29 protein-coding genes are annotated in these 24,304 nt (G+C 61.2%); 12 read left to right on the forward strand and 17 right to left on the reverse strand.

The window, feature by feature from the left end; genetic code table 11:
- Positions 1–133: 133 nt before the first annotated feature.
- From flgB to flgL, 11 genes are all read left to right on the forward strand, one after another.
- Positions 134–547, forward strand: a complete 414-nt coding sequence (flgB, locus tag ACRAWE_RS04730) for a flagellar basal body rod protein FlgB (RefSeq protein WP_019452955.1) — start codon at positions 134–136, stop codon at positions 545–547.
- 5 nt (positions 548–552) lie between these two features.
- Complete coding sequence (gene flgC / locus ACRAWE_RS04735) at positions 553–957, forward strand: flagellar basal body rod protein FlgC (protein WP_004934826.1); 405 nt, start codon at positions 553–555, stop codon at positions 955–957.
- A gap of 12 nt (positions 958–969) precedes the next feature.
- Positions 970–1,647, forward strand: a complete 678-nt coding sequence (gene flgD / locus ACRAWE_RS04740; protein ID WP_019452954.1) for a flagellar hook assembly protein FlgD — start codon at positions 970–972, stop codon at positions 1,645–1,647.
- A gap of 54 nt (positions 1,648–1,701) precedes the next feature.
- The gene (gene flgE / locus ACRAWE_RS04745) at positions 1,702–2,925 is read left to right on the forward strand and encodes a flagellar hook protein FlgE (RefSeq protein ID WP_063918545.1); all 1,224 of its coding nucleotides are present in this window, start codon (positions 1,702–1,704) and stop codon (positions 2,923–2,925) included.
- A 12-nt stretch (positions 2,926–2,937) separates the two neighbouring features.
- A complete protein-coding gene (locus ACRAWE_RS04750) occupies positions 2,938–3,693 on the forward strand; it encodes a flagellar basal body rod protein FlgF (protein ID WP_019452952.1) in 756 nt (251 codons plus the stop codon).
- 18 nt (positions 3,694–3,711) lie between these two features.
- The gene (gene flgG, locus ACRAWE_RS04755) at positions 3,712–4,494 is read left to right on the forward strand and encodes a flagellar basal-body rod protein FlgG (RefSeq protein ID WP_004934819.1); all 783 of its coding nucleotides are present in this window, start codon (positions 3,712–3,714) and stop codon (positions 4,492–4,494) included.
- Positions 4,495–4,577: 83 nt separating this feature from the next.
- A complete protein-coding gene (gene flgH / locus ACRAWE_RS04760; protein ID WP_004934817.1) occupies positions 4,578–5,279 on the forward strand; it encodes a flagellar basal body L-ring protein FlgH in 702 nt (233 codons plus the stop codon).
- Positions 5,280–5,289: 10 nt separating this feature from the next.
- Positions 5,290–6,390, forward strand: coding sequence for a flagellar basal body P-ring protein FlgI (locus ACRAWE_RS04765; RefSeq protein WP_004934816.1), 1,101 nt, complete (start codon positions 5,290–5,292; stop codon positions 6,388–6,390).
- Positions 6,390–7,334 (forward strand): flagellar assembly peptidoglycan hydrolase FlgJ, encoded by a 945-nt coding sequence (gene flgJ / locus ACRAWE_RS04770; protein ID WP_432525018.1) that lies wholly within the window; start codon positions 6,390–6,392, stop codon positions 7,332–7,334. The genes ACRAWE_RS04765 and flgJ overlap by 1 nt, the downstream gene beginning before the upstream one ends.
- Before the next feature lie 206 nt (positions 7,335–7,540).
- Positions 7,541–9,190 carry a flagellar hook-associated protein FlgK gene (gene flgK, locus ACRAWE_RS04775; RefSeq protein ID WP_019452950.1) on the forward strand — a complete coding sequence of 550 codons (1,650 nt, stop codon included), beginning with the start codon at positions 7,541–7,543 and terminating at the stop codon, positions 9,188–9,190.
- Between the two features lie 58 nt (positions 9,191–9,248).
- The gene (flgL, locus tag ACRAWE_RS04780; protein WP_019452949.1) at positions 9,249–10,208 is read left to right on the forward strand and encodes a flagellar hook-associated protein FlgL; all 960 of its coding nucleotides are present in this window, start codon (positions 9,249–9,251) and stop codon (positions 10,206–10,208) included.
- Between the two features lie 187 nt (positions 10,209–10,395).
- On the opposite strand, the gene ACRAWE_RS04785 is transcribed toward flgL, so the two are convergent.
- From ACRAWE_RS04785 to fliF, 16 genes are all read right to left on the reverse strand, one after another.
- Positions 10,396–10,722, reverse strand: a complete 327-nt coding sequence (locus tag ACRAWE_RS04785; RefSeq protein ID WP_019452948.1) for a hypothetical protein — start codon at positions 10,720–10,722, stop codon at positions 10,396–10,398.
- Positions 10,723–10,736: 14 nt separating this feature from the next.
- A complete protein-coding gene (locus tag ACRAWE_RS04790; RefSeq protein ID WP_015378248.1) occupies positions 10,737–11,003 on the reverse strand; it encodes a hypothetical protein in 267 nt (88 codons plus the stop codon).
- Positions 11,004–11,343: 340 nt separating this feature from the next.
- Positions 11,344–11,478, reverse strand: coding sequence for a stationary-phase-induced ribosome-associated protein (gene sra, locus ACRAWE_RS04795; RefSeq protein ID WP_432525021.1), 135 nt, complete (start codon positions 11,476–11,478; stop codon positions 11,344–11,346).
- 351 nt (positions 11,479–11,829) lie between these two features.
- Complete coding sequence (gene fliR / locus ACRAWE_RS04800) at positions 11,830–12,612, reverse strand: flagellar biosynthetic protein FliR (RefSeq protein ID WP_019452945.1); 783 nt, start codon at positions 12,610–12,612, stop codon at positions 11,830–11,832.
- A gap of 2 nt (positions 12,613–12,614) precedes the next feature.
- The gene (gene fliQ / locus ACRAWE_RS04805) at positions 12,615–12,884 is read right to left on the reverse strand and encodes a flagellar biosynthesis protein FliQ (protein ID WP_004934803.1); all 270 of its coding nucleotides are present in this window, start codon (positions 12,882–12,884) and stop codon (positions 12,615–12,617) included.
- A gap of 21 nt (positions 12,885–12,905) precedes the next feature.
- Positions 12,906–13,667, reverse strand: a complete 762-nt coding sequence (gene fliP, locus ACRAWE_RS04810; protein WP_004934802.1) for a flagellar type III secretion system pore protein FliP — start codon at positions 13,665–13,667, stop codon at positions 12,906–12,908.
- Entirely contained in the window at positions 13,664–14,068 is a 405-nt protein-coding gene (gene fliO / locus ACRAWE_RS04815; RefSeq protein WP_019452944.1) for a flagellar biosynthetic protein FliO, read from the reverse strand. Before fliO ends, fliP begins: the two co-directional genes overlap by 4 nt.
- A complete protein-coding gene (fliN, locus tag ACRAWE_RS04820; protein WP_004934799.1) occupies positions 14,068–14,484 on the reverse strand; it encodes a flagellar motor switch protein FliN in 417 nt (138 codons plus the stop codon). The genes fliO and fliN overlap by 1 nt, the downstream gene beginning before the upstream one ends.
- Positions 14,477–15,481 (reverse strand): flagellar motor switch protein FliM, encoded by a 1,005-nt coding sequence (gene fliM / locus ACRAWE_RS04825; RefSeq protein WP_004934798.1) that lies wholly within the window; start codon positions 15,479–15,481, stop codon positions 14,477–14,479. The genes fliN and fliM overlap by 8 nt, the downstream gene beginning before the upstream one ends.
- 5 nt (positions 15,482–15,486) lie before the next feature.
- The gene (gene fliL / locus ACRAWE_RS04830; RefSeq protein WP_015378245.1) at positions 15,487–15,972 is read right to left on the reverse strand and encodes a flagellar basal body-associated protein FliL; all 486 of its coding nucleotides are present in this window, start codon (positions 15,970–15,972) and stop codon (positions 15,487–15,489) included.
- A 165-nt stretch (positions 15,973–16,137) separates the two neighbouring features.
- Complete coding sequence (locus tag ACRAWE_RS04835; RefSeq protein ID WP_432525024.1) at positions 16,138–17,367, reverse strand: flagellar hook-length control protein FliK; 1,230 nt, start codon at positions 17,365–17,367, stop codon at positions 16,138–16,140.
- Positions 17,364–17,810 carry a flagellar export protein FliJ gene (gene fliJ, locus ACRAWE_RS04840; protein ID WP_004934783.1) on the reverse strand — a complete coding sequence of 149 codons (447 nt, stop codon included), beginning with the start codon at positions 17,808–17,810 and terminating at the stop codon, positions 17,364–17,366. The genes ACRAWE_RS04835 and fliJ overlap by 4 nt, the downstream gene beginning before the upstream one ends.
- A gap of 20 nt (positions 17,811–17,830) precedes the next feature.
- Positions 17,831–19,192: a flagellar protein export ATPase FliI gene (gene fliI, locus ACRAWE_RS04845; protein WP_004934781.1), complete on the reverse strand. Its 1,362-nt coding sequence runs from the start codon at positions 19,190–19,192 to the stop codon at positions 17,831–17,833.
- Positions 19,192–19,896 (reverse strand): flagellar assembly protein FliH, encoded by a 705-nt coding sequence (gene fliH, locus ACRAWE_RS04850; protein WP_432525027.1) that lies wholly within the window; start codon positions 19,894–19,896, stop codon positions 19,192–19,194. Before fliH ends, fliI begins: the two co-directional genes overlap by 1 nt.
- A complete protein-coding gene (fliG, locus tag ACRAWE_RS04855; RefSeq protein ID WP_004934775.1) occupies positions 19,889–20,881 on the reverse strand; it encodes a flagellar motor switch protein FliG in 993 nt (330 codons plus the stop codon). Before fliG ends, fliH begins: the two co-directional genes overlap by 8 nt.
- A complete protein-coding gene (gene fliF / locus ACRAWE_RS04860) occupies positions 20,878–22,578 on the reverse strand; it encodes a flagellar basal-body MS-ring/collar protein FliF (protein ID WP_211129852.1) in 1,701 nt (566 codons plus the stop codon). The genes fliG and fliF overlap by 4 nt, the downstream gene beginning before the upstream one ends.
- A gap of 314 nt (positions 22,579–22,892) precedes the next feature.
- On the opposite strand from fliF, the gene fliE reads away from it, so the two are divergent.
- Entirely contained in the window at positions 22,893–23,207 is a 315-nt protein-coding gene (fliE, locus tag ACRAWE_RS04865; RefSeq protein ID WP_025159836.1) for a flagellar hook-basal body complex protein FliE, read from the forward strand.
- A gap of 450 nt (positions 23,208–23,657) precedes the next feature.
- On the opposite strand, the gene ACRAWE_RS04870 is transcribed toward fliE, so the two are convergent.
- The gene (locus ACRAWE_RS04870; protein WP_063918540.1) at positions 23,658–24,257 is read right to left on the reverse strand and encodes an FMN-dependent NADH-azoreductase; all 600 of its coding nucleotides are present in this window, start codon (positions 24,255–24,257) and stop codon (positions 23,658–23,660) included.
- Between the last annotated feature and the right edge of the window lie 47 nt (positions 24,258–24,304).

The raw sequence follows: 24,304 nt of genomic DNA on the forward strand, positions 1-24,304 counted from the left end.
ACGCGTAAGTGTACCCGCAGCGCGCGCAGGCTAAGCAGATAAATAGCGCCCCATTTTGCGTTTATTCCCGCGATAGGGTGGCACGGCGGGCGTTTATGCTGTCGACTCCAAATTCTAACCTCGCGGAGGGAGCATGCTCGACAAACTGGACGCGGCTCTGCGCTTTGGCCAAGAGGCGCTGAACTTGCGCGCCCAGCGGCAGGAAATTCTGGCCGCCAACATCGCCAACGCAGACACGCCGGGTTATCAGGCGCGGGATATCGATTTCGCCAGCCAATTGAACAAGGTGCTGGAACAAGGGCGCGTCAACGGCAACGGCATGGCGCTGAACCTGACGGCGGCGCGCCACATCCCGGCGCAGACCATGCAGCCGCCACAGCTTGATCTGCTGTTTCGAGTGCCGGACCAGCCGTCGATGGACGGCAATACGGTGGACATGGATCGCGAACGCACCAACTTTGCCGATAACAGCCTGAAATATCAGACCGACCTGACGCTGCTCAACGGTCAGATCAAAGGGATGATGTCCGTGCTGCAACAAGGATAAGGCGCATGTCTTTACTGAACATTTTTGATATCTCCGGCTCGGCGTTATCGGCGCAGTCTCAGCGCATGAACGTCAGCGCCAGCAACATGGCCAACGCCGACAGCGTGACCGGCCCGGACGGTGAACCTTACCGCGCCAAGCAGGTGGTGTTCCAGGTCGCCGCAGCACCTGGACAACCGACCGGCGGGGTGCGCGTCGCCCAGGTGGTGGACGATCCGGCGCCCGAGCGCCTGGTGTATCAGCCGGGTAATCCGCTGGCGGACGCCAAGGGTTACGTGCGCATGCCGAACGTGGACGTGGTCGGGGAAATGGTCAACACCATCTCCGCTTCGCGCAGCTACCAGGCCAACGTCGAGGTGCTCAACACCACCAAGTCGATGATGATGAAAACCCTGACGCTGGGTCAGTAACCGGAGATTCCCATGGCTATCGCCGCAACCACTAACGAGTCGTTGGACAACACCGTCATCGGTAACAACAGCAAGACCACCAACAGTCAGGATCTGCACAACAGCTTCCTGACGCTGTTGGTCGCGCAGTTGAAAAACCAGGATCCGACCAACCCGATGCAGAACAACGAACTGACTTCGCAGCTGGCGCAGATCAACACCGTTCAGGGCATCGAAAAACTCAACACCACGCTGGGCTCGATCTCCGGCCAGATCAACAGCAACCAGTCGCTGCAGGCCACTGCGTTGATCGGTCACGGCGTGATGGTGCCGGGCAACAATATTCTGGTCGGCAGCAAGGACGGCAAGGTCAGCACCACGCCGTTCGGCGTAGAACTGGAGCGCGCAGCCGATCAGGTGACCGCCACCATTACCAACGCCAGCGGGCAGGTCGTGCGCACCATCGAAATTGGCGGTCTGACCGCCGGCGTGCACGCCTTCACCTGGGATGGATCGCTGGATGACGGCACCACCGCGCCCGACGGCGCCTACAAAGTGGCCGTCAACGCCAAAGGCAACGGCGAGCAACTGGTGGCGCGCAGCCTGCATTTCGGCCTGGTGAACGGCGTGATCCGCGACGGCAACGGCGCCAAGCTGGATCTCGGCCTGGCGGGCAACGCCACCCTGGAAGACGTGCGACAGATCTTATAACCCTAAGCATCAGGCTCAATCGGACGATAGCCTGACCACTATTCGGAGAATAACATGGCCTTTTCTCAGGCAGTCAGCGGCTTGAACGCGGCAGCAACCAACCTGGACGTGATCGGTAACAACATCGCCAACTCTGCGACCGCGGGCTTCAAATCCGGCAGCGTATCTTTCGCCGACATGTTCGCTGGTTCGCAGGTCGGTCTGGGCGTCAAAGTGTCCGGCATCACCCAGAACTTCAAGGGCGGCACCACCACCGGTACCAGCCGTTCACTGGATATCGCCATCAACGGCAACGGTTTCTTCCGCATGCAGGATAAAGATGGCGGCATCTTCTATACCCGCAATGGCCAGTTCAAGCTGGACGAAAACCGCAACCTGACCAACATGCAGGGCCTGCAGCTGACCGGCTACCCGGCGGCCGGTTCCCCGCCGACCATCCAGCAGGGCGCCAACCCGGTGCCGCTGAGCATTCCTGAAGGCATGATGAACGCCAAGGCGTCCACCTCCGGCCAGATGGTGGCCAACCTGAAGTCCACCCATAAAGTGCCGGAGAACACGAAGTTCGATCCGACCAAGCAGGACAGCTACAACTACGTCAACACCATCACCGCTTACGACTCGCTGGGTAACGCGCACAACATCAACGCTTACTTCGTGAAGACCGAAAACAACAAGTGGCAGGTCTACACCCAGGACGGCAGCGCTGCACCGGTTGACGCCGGCACCATGGAGTTCAGCGAAAGCGGCAACCTGGTGAAAACCACCAGCACCAACGGCGCGCCGGGCGAGTTCAGCATGGTGATCCCGATGACCGCCAAAGACGGTGCGCCGGCGCAAAACTTCACCCTGAGCTTCGCCGGCAGTATGCAGCAGAACGTGGGCAGCGACTCGGTGAGCAAGGTATCGCAGGACGGCTATGCCGCCGGTGAATACACGGGCTATCAGATCAACAACGACGGCACAGTGGTGGGTATCTACTCCAACCAGCAGACCCAGCTGTTGGGTCAGATCGTCATGACCAACTTCTCCAACCCGGAAGGGCTGGCGTCGCAGGGCGATAACGTTTGGCAGGAAACCGGCGCGTCCGGCCAGCCGCGCGTTGGTCTGGCGGGCGGCGGCGGCTTCGGCAAGCTGACCAGCGGCGCGCTGGAATCTTCCAACGTCGATCTGAGCCAGGAGCTGGTGAACATGATCGTCGCACAGCGTAACTACCAGTCCAACGCCCAGACCATCAAGACGCAGGACTCAATCCTGCAGACGCTGGTTAGCCTGCGCTAATAGGGCCGAGTTATGGATCACGCGATTTATACCGCGATGGGCGCGGCGCGCCAAACGCTGGAACAGCAGTCCATTACCGCCAACAACCTGGCCAACGCGTCGACGCCGGGCTTTCGCGCCCAGCTCGCCGCGTTGCGCGCGGTGCCGGTCGACGGGCCGAGCATGGCGACACGCACCTTGGTGACGGCCTCGACGCCCGGCGCCGACATGAGCCAGGGCGCGCTGAACTACACGGCGCGTCCGCTGGACGTGGCGCTGCAGCAGGACGGTTTCCTGGCGGTGAGTCTGCCAGGCGGCGGTGAAGCTTACACCCGCAACGGCAACATTCAGATCTCCTCCACCGGGCAGTTGACGGTGCAGGGGATGCCGCTGATGGGCGACGGCGGCCCGATCGAGGTGCCGCCGTCGGCGGAGATCACCATCGCGGCCGACGGCACCATTTCGGCGCTGAACGCCGGCGATCCGCCGAACACCATCGCGCAGATCGGCCGCCTGAAGCTGGTCAAAGCCGATGCGCGCGAAGTGATGCGTGGCGACGACGGGCTGTTTCGCCTGACGCCGGAAACCCAGCAGCAGCGCGGCAATCAGTTGCAAAACGATCCGCAGGTGCGGGTGATGCCGGGCGTGCTGGAAGGCAGCAATGTCAAGCCGATGGAAACCATGGTCGATATGATCGCCAACGCCCGTCGCTTTGAAATGCAAATGAAAGTCATCCACAGCGTGGATGAAAACGAACAGCGTGCCAACTCACTGCTCTCATTGAGTTAAGCAGCAAGGAAATAACCGATGATTCCATCCTTATGGATTGCCAAAACCGGTCTGGACGCGCAGCAGACCAACATGGACGTGATCGCCAACAACCTGGCGAACGTCAGCACTAACGGCTTCAAGCGCCAGCGTGCGGTATTTGAAGATCTGCTGTATCAGACCATGCGTCAGCCGGGGGCACAGTCCTCCGAGCAGACCACGCTGCCATCCGGTCTGCAGATCGGCACCGGTGTGCGTCCGGTGGCGACCGAGCGTCTGCACAGCCAGGGCAACCTGTCGCAGACCAACAACAGTAAAGACGTCGCCATCAAGGGGCAGGGGTTCTTCCAGGTGATGCTGCCGGACGGCACCCAGGCCTACACCCGCGACGGGTCGTTCCAGATCGATCAGAACGGCCAGCTGGTGACCTCCAGCGGTTTCCAGGTGCAGCCGGCGATCACCATCCCGGCGAACGCGCTGTCCATCACCGTTGGCCGCGACGGCATCGTCAGCGTTACCCAGCAAGGGCAGACCGCCGCTCAGCAGGTGGGCCAACTGACGCTGACCACGTTCGTCAACGACAGCGGTCTGGAGAGCGTGGGCGAGAACCTGTATCAGGAAACCGAAAGCTCGGGCGCGCCGAACGAGAGCACGCCGGGGCTGAACGGCGCCGGTCTGCTGTATCAGGGCTACGTGGAAACCTCCAACGTCAACGTGGCGGAAGAGCTGGTCAACATGATCCAGACTCAGCGCGCTTACGAGATCAACAGCAAAGCGGTATCGACCTCCGATCAGATGCTGCAAAAGCTGACGCAACTGTAATCTGTCATTGACGGGCCCGGCATGCCGCGCCCGTCATTCTCTTTCGTGAAACAAAGGCGATACCCGTGGTAACCACATATTCGATGGCAATCCTGCCGCGGCAGGGACAACGCTGGCTGGCGGGAATGGTGATGCTGACGCTGAGCGGCTGCGCTTATATCCCGCACAAACCGCTGGTGGACGGCGCGACCACGGCGCAGCCCGCGCCGGCCAGCGCGCCGATGCCGAACGGCTCGATCTTCCAGACGGTGCAGCCGATGAACTATGGCTATCAGCCGCTGTTCGAAGACCGCCGTCCGCGCAACGTCGGTGACACCCTGACCATCGTGCTGCAGGAAAACGTCAGCGCCAGCAAGAGTTCCTCCGCCAACGCCAGCCGCAACGGCGCCAGCAAGTTCGGCGTCGCCACCTCGCCGCGTTACCTCGACGGCCTGTTGGGCAATGCGCGCGCCGATATGGACATTTCCGGCGACAGCACCTTCGGCGGCAAGGGCGGCGCCAACGCCAACAACACCTTCAACGGCACCATTACGGTGACGGTCAACCAGGTGCTGGCCAACGGCAACCTGCACGTGGTGGGGGAAAAACAGATCGCCATCAACCAGGGCACCGAATTCATTCGTTTCTCCGGCGTCGTCAACCCGCGCACCATCAGCGGCAACAACTCGGTCACCTCGACGCAGGTGGCGGATGCGCGTATCGAATACGTCGGCAATGGCTATATCAACGAAGCGCAGACCATGGGCTGGCTGCAGCGCTTCTTCTTAAATGTTTCACCGTTCTAAGGATTGACTGATGCTGAAAAAATGGTTTATCGCGCTGTGCGTCGGGCTGGTGTGCTTGCCGGCGGCGGCGGAGCGCATCCGCGATCTGGTGACGGTGCAGGGCGTGCGAGACAACGCCCTGATCGGCTACGGCCTGGTGGTGGGGCTGGACGGCTCCGGCGACCAGACCATGCAGACGCCGTTCACCACCCAGAGCCTGAGCAACATGTTGTCGCAGCTGGGCATCACCGTGCCGCCGGGCACCAACATGCAGCTGAAAAACGTGGCGGCGGTGATGGTGACCGCCAAACTGCCGCCGTTCTCGCGCGCCGGGCAGAACATCGACGTGGTGGTTTCTTCGATGGGCAACGCCAAGAGCCTGCGCGGCGGCACCCTGCTGATGACGCCGCTTAAAGGCGTGGATAACCAGGTCTATGCGCTGGCGCAGGGCAACGTGCTGGTCGGCGGTGCGGGCGCGGCGGCCGGCGGCAGCAGCGTGCAGGTCAATCAGCTGGCGGGCGGGCGCATCAGCAACGGCGCCACCATCGAGCGCGAGCTGCCGACCACCTTCGGCAGCGGCGGGGTGCTCAATCTGCAGTTGAACGACGAGGATTTCACGCTGGCGCAGCAGATCAGCGACGCCATCAACCGCCAACGCGGTGGCGGCACCGCGACGCCGCTCGACGCCCGCACCATTCAGGTGCTGGTGCCGCAGGGTAACAGCTCTCAGGTGCGCTTCCTGGCGGAGATTCAGAACATCACCGTCAACGTCGGTGCGATGGACGCCAAGGTGATCATCAACTCGCGCACCGGTTCGGTAGTGATGAACCGCGACGTGATCCTCGATTCTTGCGCCGTGGCCCAGGGCAATCTGTCGGTGGTGGTCGATCGGCAGAACACCGTCAGCCAGCCGACGACGCCGTTCGGCGGCGGCCAGACGGTGGTGACGCCAAACACCCAGATCTCGGTGCAACAGCAGGGTGGGTCGCTGCAGAAGGTGAACGCCAGCGCCAACCTGAACAACGTGATCCGCGCGCTGAATGCGCTGGGCGCCACGCCGATCGATCTGATGTCGATCCTGCAGGCGATGCAGAGCGCCGGCTGCCTGCGCGCCAAGCTGGAAATCATCTGATGGCCGGCGATCTGATGGCGATGTCGGGCGCGGCCTATGACGCCCAGGCGCTGAACGGCCTGAAGCGCGACGCGGCGACCGATCCGCAGGGCAACCTCAAGCAGGTAGCGCAGCAGGTGGAAGGCATGTTCGTGCAGATGATGCTGAAAAGCATGCGTTCTGCCTTGCCGCAGGACGGGGTATTGAGCAGCGATCAAACGCGGCTTTATACCTCGATGTACGACCAGCAAATCGCCCAGCAGATGTCGCAAAAAGGGCTGGGGCTGGCCGACATGATGGTCAAGCAGATGAGCAACGCCAATACGGTGCCGAGCGAAACGGCGGGCTTGTCGCCGATGGCGCTGGACAACGAGGTGCTGCAAACGCTGCCGAACCAGGCGCTGGAGCAGATGGTGCGCCGGGCGATGCCGAAAGCGCCGCCGGCCGCCGCGCCGCTGTCGCTCAACAACGGCAACTTCGTCGCCCGTCTGTCGATCCCGGCGAAGGTCGCCAGCCAGCAGAGCGGCATTCCGCATCAGCTGATCGTCGCGCAGGCGGCGCTGGAGTCCGGCTGGGGGCAGCGCGAGATCCCGACTTCTGACGGCACGCCGAGCTACAACCTGTTCGGCATCAAGGCCGGCGGCAGTTGGAATGGGCCGGTGACGGAGATCACCACCACCGAGTTTGAGCAGGGCGCCGCGAAGAAGGTGAAGGCGAAATTCCGCGTTTACGGCTCGTACGTCGAAGCGATCGCCGATTACGTCAAGCTGTTGACCAACAACCCGCGCTACGCCGACGTGGCCGCCGCGCGCAGCCCGGAACAGGCGGCGCATGCGCTGCAGCGCGCCGGTTATGCCACCGACCCGCAGTACGCCAGCAAACTGGTCAGCGTGATTCAGCAGATGAAGAACGCCGGGGAACAGGCGGTCAAAGCTTATACCCACGATCTGAAAGATTTGTTCTAAATCCCCGTCATTCTTGACGCCGCAGCGGCGCCAATTATTTAGGGGATAGGCGGTAACGAAGGCTAGCTGGATGCTGAGCGCGTTGCCGCTTTTTTTCCTCAAGTTCTTCCCATTTTGGCCGATAACCGAGACAGGCTGAGCGAACAGGCTCAGCAGCTCAATTAAGAACTCTGTGGGCCACCGGCGCCGCAGCATAAGGAATTCCGATGTCCAATAGCTTAATCAATACCGCGATGAGCGGGCTGAATGCGGCTCAGGTGGCGCTCAGTACCGTCAGCAACAACATCTCCAACTATAACGTGGCGGGCTACAACCGCCAGACTGCGATCCTGGCGCAGAACGGCGGCATGGCCACCATGAGCGGCTTCATCGGCAACGGCGTGACCGTAACCAGCGTCAACCGTGAATACAACCAGTTCATCACCAATCAGCTGCGCAGTTCACAGAGCGCGTTCGGGGCGCAAAACGCCTATTACGAGAAGATTTCGCAGATCGACAATCTGTTGGCGAGCAAAACCAACCCGCTGTCGGCCAACATGCAGGACTTCTTCACCAATCTGCAAAACCTGGTGAGCAACGCCGGCGACGACGCCGCACGTCAGACCGTGCTGGGCAAGGCCAATGGCCTGGTTAACCAGTTCAATAACACCGACAAGTTCCTGCGCGACATGGACAGCGGCGTCAATCAGCAGATCAGCGATACGGCGCAGCAGATCAACAGCTACAGCCAACAGATCGCCAAGCTGAACGACGAGATCACCCGCCTGCGCGGCAGCGCCGCCGGTGAGCCGAACGCGTTGCTGGATCAGCGTGACCAACTGGTCACCGAACTGAACCAGTTGGTGGGGGTTCAGGTCACGCAGCAGGATGGCGACGCGTATACCGTCTCCTTCGCCAATGGGTTGACCCTGGTGCAGGGCAGCAATACCTATCAGGTGGAGGCGATGCCTTCCAGCAGCGATCCTTCCCGTTTGACTATCGGTTACAACCGCGGCAACGGCGCCAGCGAAGTGCCGGAAGGACAAATCACCAGCGGCAGCCTGAGTGGCGTGCTGAAATTCCGCAGCGAAACGCTGGACGGCGTGCGCAATCAGCTGGGGCAGTTGGCGCTGGCGATGGCGGACAGCTTTAACCAGCAGCATCGTGCAGGCTTCGATCTGAACGGCGACGCGGGCGGCGACTTCTTCAGCTTCAGCGGCGGTCGGGTCGTGGATAATACCCGCAACACCGGCGACGCTTCGCTGTCGGTGGCTTACACCGACACCGGCAAAGTGAAGGCCAACGATTATCGCGTCGAGTTCGACGGCAGCAACTGGCAGGTCAGCCGCCTGCCGGACAACGTAAAAGTCAACGCCACGCCGGGCACCAGTGCCGACGGCAAACCGACGCTGAACTTCGACGGCCTGGAAGTGAGTATCGACGGCAATGCGAAAGCCAAAGACAGCTTCACCGTGAAGCCGGTCAGCGACGTGGCGGGCAACCTGAAAGTCGCCATCACCGACTCGTCCAAGATCGCCGCCGCCGGTAAAGACGACAGCGGCCGCGGCGATAACGAAAACGCCAAGAAGCTGCTGGATCTGCAAACCAAAAATCTGGTGGACGGTAAGGCGACCCTGAGCGGCGCTTACGCCGGCATCGTCAGTGGCGTGGGCAACCAGACCGCCGCCGCCAAGGCGATCGCGACCTCGCAGGCCAAGATCGTCAAGCAACTGGGTGAGCAACAGCAATCGCTGTCAGGGGTTAACCTCGACGAAGAATACGGTGAGCTGCTGCGCTTCCAGCAGTACTACATGGCCAACGCGCAGGTCATTCAGACCGCCAGCTCGCTGTTCGATGCGTTGCTGAATATTCGTTGATTTCATTGTTAGCCGGCGCCGTTGCGGTGCCGGTCGTTCAGAGTAAGGAACCCACAGCATGCGCATGAGCACCAGCATGATGTACCAACAGAACATGAGCGGCATCACGGGCAACCAGTCGCTGTTCATGAAGGCCGCCGAGCAGCTTTCCTCCGGCAAGCGGGTGATCAATCCGTCCGACGATCCGCTGGCGGCGTCGCGCGCGGTGATGTTGTCGCAATCGCAGGCGGAAAACAGCCAATACACGCTGGCGCGCACCTTCGCGCGTCAGAGCGTGTCGATGGAAGAAACGGTTTTGGCCGGCGCGACCTCCACCATCGCGGACATGAAGGCGCTGATCGTCAATGCCGGCGGCACCGAAAGCGATAACGACCGCCAGTCGTTGGCTACCCAGCTGCAGGGGCTGAAAGATCAGCTGCTGAACCAGGCCAACAGCACCGACGGCAACGGCCGCTATATGTTCGGCGGATACGTGAACGACAAGGCGCCGTTCGTCGACAACGGCGGCACCGTCAGCTATCAGGGGGGCGACAAGACGGTTGAGCAGAAAGTGGACGCCAACCGCACCATGACCATCGGCCATACCGGCAACGCGGTGTTCATGTCATTGACCAGCAACCCGAAGCCTGAGCCGGACGGCAGCGCGCCGGTCAGCAACGTTTTCGAGAGCATCGACATCGCGCTGAATGCGCTGAAAACGCCGCTGCAGGGCGCCGACGAGGCCACCAAACAGCAGGTGAACGATGCGTTGGCTAAAGCCAACCGCGGCCTGGACAACTCCTACAACAACGTGTTGAGCGTGCGTGCCGAGCTGGGTAGCCAGCTGCAGGAGATGGATCAACTGGACAGCATCGGTAAAGAGCGTGACATGACCAACCAGATCCAGATGAGCGCGTTGACGGATGCCGACTTGGCCGAGTCTATCTCGTCTTACTTCATGCAGCAGGCGGCGCTGCAGGCGTCGTACAAAACCTTCAGCGATATGCAGGGCATGTCGCTGTTCCAGATGAATCGTTAAGAGCAATACCCCGTTGCCTGACCGCGACGGGTTTCCCTTTAGTGCGCTTAGAAAATGCCCTCTCCGCCCCGCGGGGAGGGAGGCTTCTTGAAACCGGGCGCACTCGTTTGGCGCGTCGTTCGTTCTCCCACTACTGACTGAGCGACGCGCCTTTTTTTGTCTGCGTTTTCCTCATTCAGCTTACGCGTTAGCGGAAAGGCACGCCGCGATCGTTGCCGGACCCTTTAGTGCATTGACCGCCTATGTTGACAAAGGCTGAGGCCGCCGCGGTGCTAATCGCACTGCCGTTACGGCTGGCCAGGGCGCCGGCCATGGCAATGGCGCCGGTCACCACCGCACCGGTACAAGGATCCTGAAATAGCCCATAGCCTTTCGCCGCCCAATTAGGCTGGAAGCCGTTCGCCTGCGCGCCGTAGGAGCTTGGGCCATAGTCGCGATCCCGGTCGCCGCCGTTATTGCCGTCACCGGCGCCGCCAATCCGTTGCATTTCTTCTCTGGTCAGTTCTCTCAGCATAGGTCGATCTCCTGTTAACGCGACTTAGCGTTATTTTTAGGGTTGTTATTTTCGATTTGAGATTTGCGGCTCTCATTTAGCAGCCAGCGTATTGGCTTATAGAGGCACTCGGCCAACTTCAATGAGCCAAATAAGGTAAACGGGATGATGACAAAACTATCGACGCCAGGCGGCAGAGCAAATAAACCCCAGGAAAAACCCAGTGTGTTTAAAATAGTGCTCATGATCAAAAGGGCGATGCCGCTGATGAATAAATCACTCAGCTGAAACTTTATCTTCATATTTACACCGTTTATATTTTAGTGAGGCTTGCCGCGTACTGGTAGCAAGGTTGTTTTCAATATAACGCTGGGGAAATAAGGTGGGAAATCGATTTTTCTTGTCAGTGAATAAATAAGGGATGTGAGTAAATAAAATCATTAATACATTATTTTTAAATTTAATGCAGCAGCCAGGGTGATGTGGCGCGTTATTCCCTTCCTAAGAATAAAGTACACCGGCACGGTTTGCCGGCGAGTGATGAGTGTGGGTCCCGGGCTGCCGATGCGGCGCCGCGTCGAATGACGTTGCAGAAGCCGGATAGGGGCGCAACCCGGAATTTTTGCTACAGGTCCTGCGTGATTATTTCTTTTTCTTCACCACTTTCCATTTTCCGCCATCGCTGGTCTCGCTGAAGGATACTCTAAACTTGTTGCTTTTCCAGTGGGTCAAACCGAATAATCGGCGTGCCTTGCGGTTGCTTTTCGCTTTAATCATGATCTCGCTCCTGTGGTTAGCAAAGGTCGATGCTGCGCCCTGCAGCCGGCAGGCTGCCGGACGCATTTATTCAGGGTGTAAGTTATCTGTCGCGCATTTAACTCTGCGTGACTGCGTTATTTTTTATTTTCGCTGAGGAGTAAGCGTTTTTATCGCCGCCGATGGCTAACGGGGAGGCGATGTTTTCTTGTTACCGGGTCTATTCTAGGTCGGGGTTTTATTTATTCAAGCCGCCGGAGACATTTGAACCTTAATCCGGATAAAAGGCGTTTCTCAGGCTTTTGTCCCAATAAAACGGTTTTATTGCCATTTTGTCTCAGGCAAAAGGGGGGAAGGAAGGAGGAGGTGGATTCAGAAGGTCATGCCGCCGATCACCGCCGCCAGACGATCGAATATCTCACCGAACAGGTGCTCGCAGAATGGCGCCAGCATCGGCATCATCATGCCCAGCGTCATGATGCCGAAGGTCATGGTGACCGGGAAGCCGATCACGAACACCGACAGCTGTGGCGTCATGCGGTTGAGCAGCCCGAGCGCCATGTTCAGCGTTAACAGCAGGCAGATCAGCGGCAGCGCCAGCATCATGCCATTGATGAAGATCAGCGAACCGACCTGGGTCAGCACCAGGAAGCCGTTGCCGTTCAGCGGCTGCGTTTGGATAGGCAGGGTGTGGAAGCTGTCAGCCAGCAGCGAAATCAGCCACAGATGGCCGTTGAAGCTGAGGAACAGCAGCATCGCCAGCAGATTGAGCAGGCGCGCCAGCACCGGCATGTTCGGGCCGCCGCTGGGATCGAAGAAGGTGGCGAACGACAGGCCCATCTGCATGCCGATCACTTCGCCCGCCAGGCGCACCGCCGCGAAGGCGAACTGCATGGTCAACCCCAGCGCCACGCCGATCAGAATCTGTTGAATCGCCAGCCACAGGCCGGCAGCGGAGAAGATCGGAATATTGCTGGCGGGCAGCGTCGGCGCGATCAGGATGACGATCAGCCCGCCAAGGCCGATTTTGACCTTTTTGCTGATTTGCTTTTCGCTGAATATCGGCGCGGTGCTGATCAGTGCCAGAATGCGCAGCAGCGGCCAAAAATAGTGGCTGAGCCAGACGGTGAGCTGGGCGCTGTCGAAAGTGAGCACGGTCAGCCGATCAGGGTAGGCAGGTTGCTGAACAGGGTGCGCATGTAGTCCAGCAACAGGTTCAGCATCCAGGGGCCGGCGATGATGATGGTGGCCACCACCGCCAGAATTTTGGGGATGAACGACAGCGTCATTTCGTTGATCTGGGTGGCGGCCTGCAGCAGGCTGACTACCAGGCCGCTGATGAGCGCCGCCAGCAGCAGCGGGGCGGCCAGCGCCAGCGCCACTTTCATCGCCTCGGTGCCGAGCGCCATAACCGATTCAGGTGTCATCTCGCTTTCTCCGGTCGGGGGTTACGAATAGAAGCTCTGCGCCAGCGAGCCGAGCAGCAGCTGCCAGCCATCGACCAGCACGAACAGCATCAGCTTGAACGGTAGCGAGATGGTCGCCGGCGGCACCATCATCATCCCCAGCGCCATCAATACGCTGGCGACCACCAGATCGATAATCAGGAACGGAATAAACACCGTAAAGCCGATCTGGAAGGCGGTTTTCAGTTCGCTGGTGACGTAGGCGGGCAGCAAGATGCGCATCGGCACCGCTTCCGGGCCGGCCAGCGGCGGCTGATTGGCCAGCCTGGCGTACAGCGCGAGATCGGTTTCGCGCGTTTGGCGCAGCATGAATTCGCGCAGCGGCTGCGCGCCTTTATCCAGCGCGACCTCCAGTCCGATCTTGTCCTGGCTGAACGGCAGGTAGGCGTCCTGATAGACCTTGTCGAACACCGGCGACATGATGAAGAAGGTCAGGAACAGCGCCAGCCCCAGCATCACCTGGTTCGGCGGCGCCGACGGCGTGCCCAGCGCATTGCGCAGCAGCCCGAGCACGATGATGATGCGGGTGAAGCTGGTCATCATCAGCAACATGGCGGGCAAGAAGGTCAGCGAGGTCAACAGCACCAGCGTCTGCACCGGCAGCGACCAGCTTTGGCCGCCGTTGGCCAGCGGCTGGCTGATCAGCCCCGGCAGTTGTGCAAAAGCCGCCGGGCTGATCAGCAGCAGGGCGGCAGGGAGCCAAACCGCCGGACGGCGGACGAGGGTATGAAGAGTCGAGGTCATGCCGATTTTTCCGGGCGTTTCAGAACTTTTTGCATCAGTTGGCGGAAGTCCGCCGGTGTTGCCGCGTTGGTCTCGCCTTCGTCTTTCGGCGGGGCGGGCAGGGTGTGCAGCGGGGTGATCTGCTGGGCGGTGACGCCCAAGACCAGCAGGGTGTCGTCGACTTCCACCACCACCACGCGCTCGCGCTGCCCGACCTGGCAACTGGCGCGCAGGTTGAGCAGTTTGTTGTTGCGCGCCTGCGGGGCGAACCCCAGCCGACGGAACAGCCAACCGGCCAGCAGGATCAGCAGCAGAATGCCGCCGAGCGCGCTGCTGACCTGCATCAACACCGAACCGGCCGGCAGGGCCGGCGCGGCGGGTTGTTGGGTGCTTTGCACGGTAACGGGCGCGGCGGCGGTCATCAGCGGCTCAGTCGACGCATGCGTTCGGACGGGGTGATGATGTCGGTGATGCGCACGCCGAACTTGTCGGCCACCACCACCACTTCACCTTGTGCGATCAGGTAACCGTTGATCAGGATGTCCAGCGGTTCGCCGGCCAGGCCGTCCAGCGCCACCACCGAGCCCTGCGACAGGCGCAGCAACTCTTTGATAGTCATCTTGGTGCGCCCCAGTTCCACGGTCAGCTTGACCGGAATATCCAGGATCAGGTCGATATCCTGCAGGCTGCCGAGCGCATCCTGAGCCTCCAGCGACTTGAACACCCCTTCGGTGCTCGCGCCGGATTTCTCTGAGGACTGCTGCTCGTTAAACGCATCAGCCCACAGATCGTCCACGGATTCCTTTCCTTCGCCAGACGGTTGCTTAGGATCACTCATTGGGCTGTTCCTCACTCAGAGCATTCAAAATAGGGTTAATCAAATGTTCAACACGCAGGGCGTATTGCCCGTTCAACGTGCCGTATTGGCTGGTCAGAACCGGTACGCCGTCCACATGGGCGATCAGGCGTTCCGGCTTGTCTATCGGTAGTACATCGCCCGGTTGCAGCTTCAGGACTTTCGACAGCCGCATCGGGATATCGACGAAGTTGGCGATCAGCTCCAGTTCGGAGTGCTGCACCTGCTTCACCAGCGTTTCGCGCCAGTGGCTGTCTTCCTGCCGCGAGTTTTCCAGCGGTGGGTTGGTCAGCAGCTCGCGCAGCGGTTCGATCATCGCGAAGGGAATGCAGATGTTGAATTCGCCGGTCAGCGCGCCGATCTCCACCTGGAACGGCGTGGTGACCACGATATCGTTCGGCGAGGTGGTGATATTGGTGAACTTCACCTGCATTTCGGCGCGCACGTATTCCACGTCGATCTTGTAAATGGCGCTCCAGGCGTCGCCGTAGGCGTCCAGCGCCAGGCGCAGCATGCGCTTGATCACCCGCTGTTCGGTCGGGGTGAACTCGCGGCCTTCGACCTTGGTCGGGAAGCGGCCGTCGCCGCCGAACAGGTTGTCGACGGCGATGAACACCAGGCTCGGCGCGAACACGAACAGAGCGGTGCCGCGCAGCGGGTTCAGATGCACCAGGTTCAGGTTGGTCGGCACCGGCAGATTGCGGGCGAACTCGTGATACGGCTGGATTTTGATCGGGCCGACGGTGATGTCCGGGCTGCGGCGCAGCAGGTTGAACAATCCCATGCGGAACTGCCGGGCAAAACGTTCGTTGATGATTTCCAGCGCGTGCAGACGCTCGCGCACCACTCGGCGCTGGGTGTTCGGATCGTAAGGCTTGACCTCGCTCTCTTTGCCGACCACCGCTTCGGGTTCGTCACCCGCGCTGTCGCCGTTGAGCAAGGCGTCGATCTCTGCCTGTGAAAGAATGCTATCGCCCATAGTGATTACCGCAGTATGAAGGCGGTGAACAGCACGTCGCTGACCACCTGCTTCGGTTGTCCCTTAACCAGCGGCGGGCTGAGCACATCCTTAATCTGCGCCACCAACTGTTGCTTCCCTTGTTCATTGGCCAGCTGGCTCGCTTCCTGGCGGGAAAGCAGCATCAGCAGACGGCTGCGCACTTCCGGCAGAAAATCGTTCAGCTGACGGCGGGTACTTTCGTCCGGCAGACGCAGCGTGAGGCCGATATACAGCACGCGATCCGGGTTGTTGTCCGGCGTCACCAGATTGACGGTAAAGGTGTCGAGCGGCATGAACACCGGCGCCGCCGGCGGTTGTTCTTTGACGGCGGCCGGTTCGGCGCCGTTTTTATGCTGTTGCAGCAGCCACCAGCTGTAACCCGCGGCGCCACAGGCGACGACGCTGATCAACACCAGCAGGATGACCAGAAGGGGGCGTTTCGGTGCTGCCGGAAGGGAGTTCTGAGACATAGCCAAATCTAATTCCTGTTGTTCCACCCGCGGCCTGCGAGGCGGCGAGCATAGCGCGCAGCAAAGCCGCACGCATGACATGTAAAGGTATTATCGCGTCTATTGCGGCGTGCAATAGCCTGAATAAACGCGCAAATGGGTGCCAGCTTGAGCGTTTGCGGCGGCTCAGGCGAAAATATCGACGCCGTTGACCGCACTGGCCATGCGCTGCAGCGCCACCGGCGCGCTGACGTTGTCGGCTGCTGCCGCCTCGCCGCCATGATGTTCAGCATAGCTGGAACGCCCCTGGCCGTTGGAAGCCTGCTGTTGCGCCTGTTGCCAGTGCGGCGTGGATTCGCCGCCCACGCTGCTCTGCCCCAGGTTGATACCGCTCTCCGCCAGCGCGTGGCGCAGCTGTGGCATCGCCGCTTCCACCGCCGCACGCACCTGGCCGTGCGCAGAGGCGATGTGCAGCTGCGCCTGCTGGTCGTCCAGTTTCAGCGTGATCTGCAAAGCGCCCAGTTCCTGCGGGTGCAGGCGCAGCTCGGCGCTCTGCTGGCCGTTGCGGTGGAACATCAGCACCTGTTGGTTCAACGCCTGCTGCCATTCCGGGCTGCCCAGCTGCGCGTTGAGCTGCGGCGTAGGCGGTGCAGTCACCAGTGCGCTGGCCGGGGCGGCCGTTTGCGTCGGGCTGGCGGCGGCCAGGGCGACGGCGTGATTGAGCGTCGGCGGCTGCTGCGCATCGCTCGCCGGCAGCGGTTGCGCGGTGCTTGCACGTTCGCCGGTAGCCGGCTGCGTGAGCGCCGCCGTAGCGTTATCGCCGTCGGTGGCCGGTGTTTTAACGCTGGTCACCGTCGGGGCGGCTGGCGCCGCTGAACGAGCAGGGGTTTTATCACCGGCCGCCGCGATGTTCAGCAGGCCGTTGCCCGGCTGCAGCGCAGTGGCCTCGTCAGCGTTTTCCATCGGCAGCGACTGTTGGCCTTCGGCCGGTTGCGCCTGGGCGACGATCGCGGCCGGCAGCATGGCGTACAGCGCCTGCAGCGTCGCGGCATCCAGCTCTTTGGCGGCGACGATCGGCGTCTGCGCCGGTTTATCGCCGGCGGCGGGCGCATCGCCTTCAACGGCTTCAGGTGAAGGCGCGTCGGCTGAGGTTGACAGGTTCGGCAACAGACCGCCGCGCTCGCCGAAGGTGGCCAGCAGTTGATTGAGCTGGTTGCGGCTCAGGGCCGGGGCACGTTCATTGTCCGCGCTCAGCGTGGCCGGCTGAGGTTTGCCATCGGCGGCGGGCGCGAAACGCGCGCCGAGCAACTGGGCAAAAGCGGACGACAGCTGGCTTTCGTCCAGCGCCGAGGTCAGTTCGGTCAGACCGCCGGCGTCGCCGGGTAAGGCCAGGCCGGGCAGGGCGTTCAGATTCATGGGTTGATATTCCTTTGTGCGCTGCGTTGAGCGAATTCATCCATCAATTTTTGATCCCGTTTGTTCTCCTGCTGCTGCTCCGCATTCATTGCGCGGGTATGCAGGGTTTCGAAAGCGTTCAGCCGCTGTTGTTTGTCTTGCCATTGCTTCACCGCGTGATCCACTTTCTGCCCCCACTGCAGCAGCTGCTGGCGGTGCTGGTCGATGGCCTGCTCAAGCGTGCCGATAAACTGCTGGTAGTTTTGCCAGCGTGAGCTGTCCATGCCGTCGCAGAGCGTATGATTCAGCTTCTGGCGGTATTCGTCCTGATAGTTGAGCAGCATCGACAGCTGTTGCTCCGCCGCCTGCTGCGCCTGCCGTACCTGGCCCAGCTGTTGCGCGGCTTGTTCCACCGCATCCTGCGCCAGATCGCGTAGGGTAATCAGGGGTGACTGTGATTTCATCGCTCTGCGCCTCTGTGACGTTAAACAATCAACTGCTGCAGCTGTTGACAGGCTTCATCATAGCCGCTGCGTTCAAAGATGCCCTGTTGCAGGTAGGCTTCCATCTGCGGATACAGCGTCATCGCTTTGTCCAGCAACGGATCGCTGCCTGCCGCGTAGGCGCCGACGCTGATCAGATCGCGGTTGCGTTGATAGCTGGCCAGCATCTGTTTAAAGGTGCGAACCCGGCGATAATGCTCTTCGTCGATCAGCGACGTCATGGCGCGGCTGATCGACGCTTCGATGTCGATCGCCGGGTAGTGGCCGGCCTCCGCCAGGCGGCGCGACAGCACCACATGGCCGTCGAGTATGGCGCGGGCCGAGTCGGCGATCGGGTCCTGCTGATCGTCCCCTTCGGTCAATACGGTATAGAAGGCGGTGATGGAGCCACCGCCACTGATGCCGTTGCCTGCGCGCTCCACCAGGGCGGGCAGCTTGGCGAAGACCGAAGGCGGATAGCCTTTGGTCGCCGGCGGCTCGCCGATGGCCAGGGCGATCTCACGCTGCGCCATGGCGTAGCGGGTGAGGGAGTCCATGATCAGCAGCACGTGCTGCCCGCGATCGCGGAAATCTTCGGCGATGCGGGTGGCGTAGGCCGCTCCCTGCATGCGCAGCAGCGGCGACACGTCCGCCGGAGCGGCGATCACTACCGAGCGCGCGCGGCCTTCGGCACCGAGAATGTTCTCGATAAAGTCTTTGACCTCGCGGCCACGTTCGCCGATCAGGCCAACGACGATCACATCCGCCTGGGTATAACGGGCCATCATGCCGAGCAATACGCTCTTACCGACGCCGGAGCCGGCGAACAGGCCCATGCGCTGGCCGCGCCCGACGGTCAGCAGGCCGTTGATGGTGCGCACTCCCACGTCCAGCACCTGCTCGATCGGCGTGCGCTGCAAGGGGTTGAACGGCGCGGTGATCAGCGGCGCGCGGTAACCGGTTTCCGGGGAGGGCAGGCCGTCGAGCGGTTTGGCGCTGCCGTCGAGTACGCGGCCCAGCAGCGCCGGGCCGAGCGGCAGCTGTTTGCCGGCGCTTTGGCCTTCCGGCGCGATGCGGGCGTAAACCCGCGCGCCTGGCACGATGCCTTCCACTTCTTCCAACGGCATCAGAAACAGCCGCTGGCCGTTGAAGCCGACCACTTCGCTTTCCACTTCCTGCACCTCACCGGCGTCGTGCCGTTCGATGAGGCAGGTCGCGCCGAGCGGCAACTGCAGCCCGGTGGCCTCGAGCACCAGCCCGGTGGCGCGGGTCAGGCGGCCGTAACGGCGCACCGTCGGCGCGCGGGCGATGCGCTTTTCCAGCGTATCCAGAGAGCTCAGCCAGCGGCCGAGACGCGCGGTCATCAGACTTCTCCTGGTGCCGCCAGGCGGCACAGTTCATGCCAGCGCGTCGCCAGGCTGGCGTCGAGATCGCCTTCTTCGGCGCTGACCTTGCAGCCGCCCGGGTGCAGTTCGCCGTCCGCCAGCAGGCGCCAGCCGTGCAGGCTGAGGGTGACCCCCAGCTGCTGTTCGACGCGTTGGTAGTCGTCCGGGTGGACCCGCAGCTGCGGCTTGCCGTTGAACATCGGCTCCTGCTGAATCAGCTGTTGGATCTGCGCGAGCAGGGCGGTGCCGTCGCACACCGGCGGCTGGCCCAGCACCTGTTTGGCGGCGGTCAGCGCCAGCTGCATCAACCGCGAAGCGATCACGCTGTCGAGTGCGTCCAGCGTGTGCTGGAATTCGGTGACCAACTGCTGCCAGTGAGCGGTCAGCGGCTGTTGCTGCTGCTGCGCTTCCAGCAGCCCCTGCTGGCGGCCTTCCTCCAGACCGGACTGAAAACCGGCCTCATACCCTTTTTGCTGGCCGTCGGCATAGCCCAGCTGCTGGCCCTGTTGCTCTGCCTGCAGGCGCAGCGTCGCCAGCTGCTGTTGCAATTCGGCCTGCGCGTCCGGCGACGGATCGTCAAGTTCGAGATCCGGCAATGGCGGCAGCTCGAGAGCCGGTTTCTGCTCGCCCAAATCGTTGAGCAACCAGGGCTGCCAGGGCAGGGTGTTAATGCGATCAGACATAGGTGTCCTCGCCGCCGCCGATGATCATTTCGCCGGTTTCCGCCAGGCGTCTTACCACCAGCAGGATGGCTTTCTGCTCGTTCTCCACCTGCGACATGCGCACCGGCCCACGGTTGGCCAGATCGTCGCGCAGGATGTCGGCGGCGCGTTGCGACATGTTCTTGAGGAACTTCTCGCGCAGCGGCTGTTCGGCGCCTTTCAACGCGATCAGCAGCGACTCGCCTTCCACTTCCTGCAGCAGGCGTTGGATGCTGCGATCGTCGACTTCCACCAGGTTTTCGAACAGGAACATCTCGTCGATGATCTTCTGCGCCAGCTCGCCGTCGTATTCGCGCATCGCGTCGATGACCGCTTCTTCCTGCTGGGTTTTCATCAGGTTGATGATCTCGGCGGCGGTACGCACCCCGCCCATTTTGCTGCGCTTGAGGTTCTGACCGTCGAGCAGGTTGTTCAGCACTTCGGTCAGCTCCGCCAACGCCGCCGGCTGCACGCCGCCGAAGGTGGCGATACGCAGCATCACGTCGTTGCGCAGGCGTTCGTCGAACAGGGCCAGGATGTCTGCCGCCTGGCCGCGTTTGAGGTGCACCAAAATAGTGGCGATGATCTGCGGGTGTTCGTCGCGGATCAGATCGGCGGCGCTCTGCGGCTCCATAAAGTTGAGCGTTTCCATGCCGGTGGTGGTCTCGCGCGATTCGAGAATGTCTTCCAGCAGGCTGGCGGCTCGCTCTTCGCCCAGCGCCTTGACCAGCACCGAGCGCAGGTAGTCGCTGGCGTTGACGCTCAGCGCCGCGTATTGCTCGGCGTCGTCTTCAAACTCGGTCAGTATTTCGCCGAGTTGTTTGTGTGAAACCTGGCTCATGCCGGCCATGGTGCCGCTCAGCAGCTGTACTTCGCGCGAGGAGAGGTGTTTGAACACCTCCGCCGCGCGATCTTCACCCAGCGTCATCAGCAAGATGGCGCTTTTGTCGGTTCCGGTCAGGCTCATATCTCGTTACTCATCCATTGGCGGATTACCAGAGCGACCACGCGTGGGTCTTTGTCAGCCAGATCGCGGATCCGCTGGCTCTGGACTTCTGCACTGACGCGCTGCTGCGATTTGCGACGCTGCGCCAGCTCCTCGTTGCTCGGTTTGTTGCTGTCGACCGTTTTAGTGACAGGGGCGTTGGCGGCGGCGAGGGCGGCCTGTTGCGCCGCCTGGCGCTGTTGCAGCTGCGGCCGCACCAGTTTGCGCCACAGCAGCCAGGCAACCAGCAGCACCAGCAGATAACGGCCGGCGTCGAGCAGACGATCGATGAACGACTGACTTTGCCAGAACGGCAGTTCACCGCCGGTAACCTGACTGTCGGTAAACGGTGTGTTGACCACGTTCAGGGTATCGCCGCGGCTGCTGGAATAGCCCATCGCTTCACGCACCAGCGCTTCGATCTGCGCCAGCTGCTCTTTGCTCATCGGCTGCGGTTTGCCGTCTTTGTCTACGCCGAGGTAGTTGACCACCACGGCGACCGACAGACGCTGCACGGTGCCGGCTTTTTGCTGGGTATGGCGGATGGTGCGGTCAAGCTCGTAGTTGGTCGTCGCGTCGCGTCGGGTGTTTTGCGGCACGCCGCTGGCCGCTGCGCTGCGGGTGGTTGCGGCGTTTTGCGCGGTCGCGTTGGCGTTGTTGCCCGCCGCGGTGGCCGGCTTGGCGGTTTCAATCGGCGCGGTGGCCGGCGCGCTCGGCTGATTGGACAGCGCGCCCGGCACGCCGCCGACCTGTGGCCCGCCGATCTGCTCGCTCAGGCTGGTTTGCTGGGAGCGGATAGCGGCTTTGTCCGGCTGCTGGTTCGGCTGATACTGTTCATCGGTTTGTTCGCGCGTGGCGAAATCGATCTGCGCCGTGACCTGAGCCCGCACGTTGGCGCTGCCGACCACCGGGGCCAGGATCGCTTCGATGCGGCGCTGGAAGCCGTTTTCCACTTCGTTGGCGTATTTCAGCTGCGAGGCGTTGAGATCGCGCCCGGTACCGTCGGACTGCGTCAGCAGGCGTCCGGCCTGATCGACGACGGTCACGTTGCCTGGCGGTAGGCCGGCAACGCTGCTCGACACCATATAAACGATGGCGTTGATCTGGCCGTCGTCCAGGGCGCGGCCCGGTTGCAGAGTCAGCGTCACCGAGGCGGAAGGGGATTTTTGTTCGCGCACGAACAGTGAAGGCTTAGGTAACGCCAGGTGAACGCGGGCGTTTTGCACCGGTCCCAGCGATTCGATAGTGCGCGACAGCTCGCCTTCAAGGGCGCGCTGATAGTTGATCTGCTCGCTGAACTGGCTGATGCCGAATTTTTCCTGATCCAGCAGTTCGAAACCGACAGCGCCGCCTTTTGGCAGCCCTTGCTGCGCCAGACGCAGACGGGTTTCATGCACTTTTTCCGCCGGGATCAGCAGCGCCGCGCCATTTTCGGCAAAGCGGTAAGGGATGTTCATCTGCGTCAGCTGAGTGACAATGGCACCACCGTCGCGGTCGTTCAGATTGCTGTACAGCACGCGGTAGTCGGGGCTTTTCACCCACAACAGCAGTGCGACGACGATCGCGATCGCGGCGGAGGCGGCGACCAGCAACGGAATTTTCGGGTTGGCGCGCAGACGATTCCAGATGGCCTGCAGGCCGTTGTCGCGGCTTTCGCCGGCGGTTATCGAAGCACTCATTTTAGGTCTCGTCCTTCAATGGCGCTCACGATCCCGTACGGGCCGCTGAGCAGCTCCCTGCCAGGCTGATGAACGGTATGGTTAGCGTTGTGTGACAAAACAGACTCCCTGATACACATATCTTCTAAATAGCGGCGCTCCCATTTCTGGGCAGGCCATTATTCGCCTTATCAGATGATTCTGATTGCCCGATAAGCCGGGTTTTTTGCAGTTAATTAACCGCTTTAGCTCTGAAAACGCTGTGCTAGGGTGTGCATCATTGGAGAAGTGCAGGGTGAAACTTCACCCGGCAAGACGAAATGATTGAGGGTCAGATGGCGATTCAGGGCATTGAAGGGGTGCTGCAGCAGATGCAGACCATGGCGGTTCAGGCCGGCAAGATGGGGCAAAATGCGGCGCCGCAGGGCGTTAGTTTCGCCAGTGAACTGACCGCTGCGCTCGGTAAGATCAGCGAGACGCAGCAAACGGCGCGCAAACAGGCGCAGGATTTCGAGCTGGGCGTGCCGGGCATCAGCCTGAACGATGTGATGGTCGATCTGCAAAAATCGTCGGTATCTCTGCAATTGGGCGTCCAGGTGCGCAACAAGCTGGTGGCGGCCTACCAGGACATCATGAATATGCCGGTGTGATGAGCATGCCGGTCATTTTTCAGTGAAATTTTGCTCGGCGCTGTTACCCTATAGCGACTGTTGTTGATAGGGATATGATTATGTGCAAATCACGGTGTTTTGTTCTGGCCTTGATAGCGTTGTCAGGATGCGCTGGGCAAAACGATGATTATTCATCGGCCCAAAAGAATGCGGCTCAGCAGGAAAGCAGCAAAGAATGGAAAGCGTTTGTCGCACCGCTGTCCGTGAAGACGCAGTCGCCCGGCGAGCGAGAGATGAAACGCGTCGCCCGGCAATATTGACGTCGTGGCCCCAGCCGATGGACAAAAAAAACCAGCTATCGAAATAGCTGGTTGAAGGTGCGATAAAACATTTGTGTAATGTAGGAGCGTCGACGCCCGCTCGAAGTGGCGCCGACGCGGTTATCATATTTGTTATGTTATAACAAATCAATGCCGTTGTACGTTTACCTCAGCCATCCAATTCTGCGATCCGCTCGTGAGCATTCGCCAACCCTTGAGCGTGGCCGTGCGGTTTCATGTCCAGCCCTTCAGCATAGATAAATTGCACGTCGCCAATTCCCATCAGCCCCAGCACCGAGCGCAGGTAGGGCGTCACGGCGTCGGTTGGCTGACCGACGTGCACGCCGCCGCGTGAACTGAACACCAGCGCATTGACGCCCTCGACCAACCCAACCGGATAGGTGGCGGTGTAGTTGAACGTTACCCGGGCGCGGGCCACCAGATCGAACCAGTTCTTCAGCTGGGTCGGTACGTTGAGGTTGTACATCGGCGCGCCGATCAGCAGTAGATCGCTCTCTTTCAGTTCGGCAATCAGTCGATCGGAGAGCGCCACCGCCGCTTTGGCGCGTTGGCTGGTGTTTTCCGCGCCGCGCAGCGCGCTGAACAGCTCGCCGTCCAATACCGGCAGATCCAACGCCGCCAGGTCGTGTTCGACGATCTTATCGTCATATCCTTTGGCCCGACGTTCCGCCAGATAATGATCAATCAGGGTATTGGTCTGCGAGTCGTTTCCCATAATGCTGGATTTGAGCACCAGTATATTTTTCATGTGGTTGTCCTCTGACGGTAATCTGTGGATTTCACCGGGAGTACCGG

This window comes from Serratia sp. BFP-2025, from assembly GCF_050880365.1.
GTDB lineage: Bacteria > Pseudomonadota > Gammaproteobacteria > Enterobacterales > Enterobacteriaceae > Serratia > Serratia surfactantfaciens.

What these genes read in the sequence shown, in the direction of transcription:
- flgB (WP_019452955.1), top strand. Translation starts at nt 134, where the DNA reads ATGCTCGACAAACTGGACGCGGCTCTGCGCTTTGGCCAAGAGGCGCTG.
- flgC (WP_004934826.1), top strand. Translation starts at nt 553, where the DNA reads ATGTCTTTACTGAACATTTTTGATATCTCCGGCTCGGCGTTATCGGCG.
- flgD (WP_019452954.1), top strand. Translation starts at nt 970, where the DNA reads ATGGCTATCGCCGCAACCACTAACGAGTCGTTGGACAACACCGTCATC.
- flgE (WP_063918545.1), top strand. Translation starts at nt 1,702, where the DNA reads ATGGCCTTTTCTCAGGCAGTCAGCGGCTTGAACGCGGCAGCAACCAAC.
- ACRAWE_RS04750 (WP_019452952.1), top strand. Translation starts at nt 2,938, where the DNA reads ATGGATCACGCGATTTATACCGCGATGGGCGCGGCGCGCCAAACGCTG.
- flgG (WP_004934819.1), top strand. Translation starts at nt 3,712, where the DNA reads ATGATTCCATCCTTATGGATTGCCAAAACCGGTCTGGACGCGCAGCAG.
- flgH (WP_004934817.1), top strand. Translation starts at nt 4,578, where the DNA reads ATGGCAATCCTGCCGCGGCAGGGACAACGCTGGCTGGCGGGAATGGTG.
- ACRAWE_RS04765 (WP_004934816.1), top strand. Translation starts at nt 5,290, where the DNA reads ATGCTGAAAAAATGGTTTATCGCGCTGTGCGTCGGGCTGGTGTGCTTG.
- flgJ (WP_432525018.1), top strand. Translation starts at nt 6,390, where the DNA reads ATGGCCGGCGATCTGATGGCGATGTCGGGCGCGGCCTATGACGCCCAG.
- flgK (WP_019452950.1), top strand. Translation starts at nt 7,541, where the DNA reads ATGTCCAATAGCTTAATCAATACCGCGATGAGCGGGCTGAATGCGGCT.
- flgL (WP_019452949.1), top strand. Translation starts at nt 9,249, where the DNA reads ATGCGCATGAGCACCAGCATGATGTACCAACAGAACATGAGCGGCATC.
- ACRAWE_RS04785 (WP_019452948.1), bottom strand. Translation starts at nt 10,722, where the DNA reads ATGCTGAGAGAACTGACCAGAGAAGAAATGCAACGGATTGGCGGCGCC.
- ACRAWE_RS04790 (WP_015378248.1), bottom strand. Translation starts at nt 11,003, where the DNA reads ATGAAGATAAAGTTTCAGCTGAGTGATTTATTCATCAGCGGCATCGCC.
- sra (WP_432525021.1), bottom strand. Translation starts at nt 11,478, where the DNA reads ATGATTAAAGCGAAAAGCAACCGCAAGGCACGCCGATTATTCGGTTTG.
- fliQ (WP_004934803.1), bottom strand. Translation starts at nt 12,884, where the DNA reads ATGACACCTGAATCGGTTATGGCGCTCGGCACCGAGGCGATGAAAGTG.
- fliP (WP_004934802.1), bottom strand. Translation starts at nt 13,667, where the DNA reads ATGACCTCGACTCTTCATACCCTCGTCCGCCGTCCGGCGGTTTGGCTC.
- fliO (WP_019452944.1), bottom strand. Translation starts at nt 14,068, where the DNA reads ATGACCGCCGCCGCGCCCGTTACCGTGCAAAGCACCCAACAACCCGCC.
- fliN (WP_004934799.1), bottom strand. Translation starts at nt 14,484, where the DNA reads ATGAGTGATCCTAAGCAACCGTCTGGCGAAGGAAAGGAATCCGTGGAC.
- fliM (WP_004934798.1), bottom strand. Translation starts at nt 15,481, where the DNA reads ATGGGCGATAGCATTCTTTCACAGGCAGAGATCGACGCCTTGCTCAAC.
- fliL (WP_015378245.1), bottom strand. Translation starts at nt 15,972, where the DNA reads ATGTCTCAGAACTCCCTTCCGGCAGCACCGAAACGCCCCCTTCTGGTC.
- ACRAWE_RS04835 (WP_432525024.1), bottom strand. Translation starts at nt 17,367, where the DNA reads ATGAATCTGAACGCCCTGCCCGGCCTGGCCTTACCCGGCGACGCCGGC.
- fliJ (WP_004934783.1), bottom strand. Translation starts at nt 17,810, where the DNA reads ATGAAATCACAGTCACCCCTGATTACCCTACGCGATCTGGCGCAGGAT.
- fliI (WP_004934781.1), bottom strand. Translation starts at nt 19,192, where the DNA reads ATGACCGCGCGTCTCGGCCGCTGGCTGAGCTCTCTGGATACGCTGGAA.
- fliH (WP_432525027.1), bottom strand. Translation starts at nt 19,896, where the DNA reads ATGTCTGATCGCATTAACACCCTGCCCTGGCAGCCCTGGTTGCTCAAC.
- fliG (WP_004934775.1), bottom strand. Translation starts at nt 20,881, where the DNA reads ATGAGCCTGACCGGAACCGACAAAAGCGCCATCTTGCTGATGACGCTG.
- fliF (WP_211129852.1), bottom strand. Translation starts at nt 22,578, where the DNA reads ATGAGTGCTTCGATAACCGCCGGCGAAAGCCGCGACAACGGCCTGCAG.
- fliE (WP_025159836.1), top strand. Translation starts at nt 22,893, where the DNA reads ATGGCGATTCAGGGCATTGAAGGGGTGCTGCAGCAGATGCAGACCATG.
- ACRAWE_RS04870 (WP_063918540.1), bottom strand. Translation starts at nt 24,257, where the DNA reads ATGAAAAATATACTGGTGCTCAAATCCAGCATTATGGGAAACGACTCG.